Genomic DNA, 1,818 nt, shown 5'->3' on the forward strand with positions numbered 1-1,818 from the left:
AAAAACAAAAAGTTAATCCTGAAAATTACATTTTTGGCGCAATGAGAAATACTTTTGAAGTGTGGTACAGCGAATACCTGCAATCATTAAGTTAAAATGGCTACATTAGCTCATATAAGAGCCATAGAGAAACTTTAAAAGCAACAGGTGTGACAGAATTAGCGGTTTATCAAAAAGGAAAGCGAATTATGGTTACATTACCAGTCTAAAAAAACGTCCTCAACATCAAAAGTGAGGACGTTTTTTTAGATTTCTTTTTCTAAAATCGGACAAATACGATCTTGTTTTCCTAAAGGAAAATGTTTTATCCCGATTTTTTTAAATCCATGACGTTCATAAAAACGAATGCCTGCATAATTTTTTTCATAAACAGTCAAACGTAAATAACGTTTTTGTTTCGTTTTAGCATAACGATTCGCTTCATCGAGTAACCGTTGCCCTAACCCTTTGCGTACACGTTTTTGGAACGTCTACGCAAAGGCTTTTAGCAATCAAATTACTCACTATTATATCAAATATTTCAATTAATTAACCCGTTTTCAAATATTTATATTCTAAGCATAATAAAAAGACACACCAGGTGCCTTTTGTTTATTATAATATTTATACAGCTAGTCGTTTTTTATTTTGGTTTAATGACCAGGACCATACAAGTTTAAAATGACAACTCCTGACAAAATTAATACAATTCCTAAGACGCTGCTCAGATTAATAGATTCTTTCCAAACGACTACTGCCAAAACAGTTGTCAATACAATTCCTAAGCCAGCCCATAAAGCGTAAGCAACACTCAAGTTTATAGTTTTCATAGCTAATGCTAAAAAATAAAAACTTGCACCGTATGAAACTAAAGACCCCACAGTTTCCCAAAGCGAACTGAATCCGTTTGAAGCTTTTAACAAATTCGTTCCCAAGAGTTCACCTAGAATCGCGAGCCCCAAAAATATATATCCCATTAAATTACACCTACCTTTTTTTTTATAACGAAAATAATGCCAAAAATGAAAAAATTCATTAGTCGGCGTTTTTTAGCTAGCCACAACCCAGCTATTCGTATATTTTTTATTATACAATTTTACAATTTACTCCGCTTAATTGCAATGTCGTTTTTAATTATTCTCGAATTCTTGTTTTTTAACTTCAAGCATACGTTGTTTACGCTTTTCATAAGCTCTACGGTAACGTTGCATGGCTTTATATTCCTGCTCAAAGACTACCATAGGTCGTTTACCGTCAAGTGCCTGTCTCAATGGCATAGCATTCATTTTTGAAGCTACTTCATCTAATTGTCGTTGTTTCACATCTTTAAATGACGTGCCTTTAGGGTACCAATCACGTAGCTTACGGTTTCTGTTTTCATTTGAACCACGTTGTTGTGGTGATGACGGTGTGGCATAGTATAGCTTAATTTTAAGCTCTTTTTGAACATATTCTAAAAAGTCCCATGAGATAAATTCAGAACCATTGTCGGCTGTTATAGTACGCACAGCTTTGCCATAACGCTCATAAAACAACCTAAATGCATTGAAACACTTGACTTCTGGTAGAAAAATAGTCCATCTTTTTAGTATAAGAGCAGGATCATTTGCAGACCATAAACTAATTAACTTTATGGTCTGCAAATGATCCAAAGAAAATGGAAAAAATGATTGGGATTATTTTTAATGCTAAAAAGGCAAGTGAAACATTTATTACTCAACAAACAGGAAAACCAACAACTATCTTTTTAGATAACTACGAGGATTTGCAACATGACATCACAGTTTCATTGAGAAGAACATTTAACGCTATTAGAAATAAACAGGATAAAAAACAAAA

1 protein-coding gene and 3 pseudogenes are annotated in these 1,818 nt (G+C 33.3%); 1 reads left to right on the forward strand and 3 read right to left on the reverse strand.

Annotated features, from left to right (window positions below):
• Positions 1-245: 245 nt before the first annotated feature.
• The 3 genes and pseudogenes from AC1RPJ_RS07545 to AC1RPJ_RS07555 form a co-directional block, all read right to left on the reverse strand.
• Positions 246-449: pseudogene (locus AC1RPJ_RS07545) on the reverse strand (GNAT family N-acetyltransferase); the annotation flags it as partial.
• 183 nt (positions 450-632) lie between these two features.
• A complete protein-coding gene (locus AC1RPJ_RS07550) occupies positions 633-956 on the reverse strand; it encodes a DMT family transporter (RefSeq protein ID WP_047916691.1) in 324 nt (107 codons plus the stop codon).
• 153 nt (positions 957-1,109) lie between these two features.
• A pseudogene (locus AC1RPJ_RS07555) lies at positions 1,110-1,523 on the reverse strand (IS30 family transposase); the annotation flags it as partial.
• 113 nt (positions 1,524-1,636) lie between these two features.
• Here AC1RPJ_RS07555 and AC1RPJ_RS07560 point away from each other — a divergent pair.
• A pseudogene (locus tag AC1RPJ_RS07560) lies at positions 1,637-1,818 on the forward strand (plasmid replication initiation protein); the annotation flags it as partial.

The organism is Dellaglioa sp. CoH-57-MRSF-17 (assembly GCF_056782015.1).

Bases quoted from the DNA above. Each gene is read 5' to 3' on its own strand.
- AC1RPJ_RS07550 (WP_047916691.1), bottom strand. From the start codon at position 956: ATGGGATATATATTTTTGGGGCTCGCGATTCTAGGTGAACTCTTGGGA.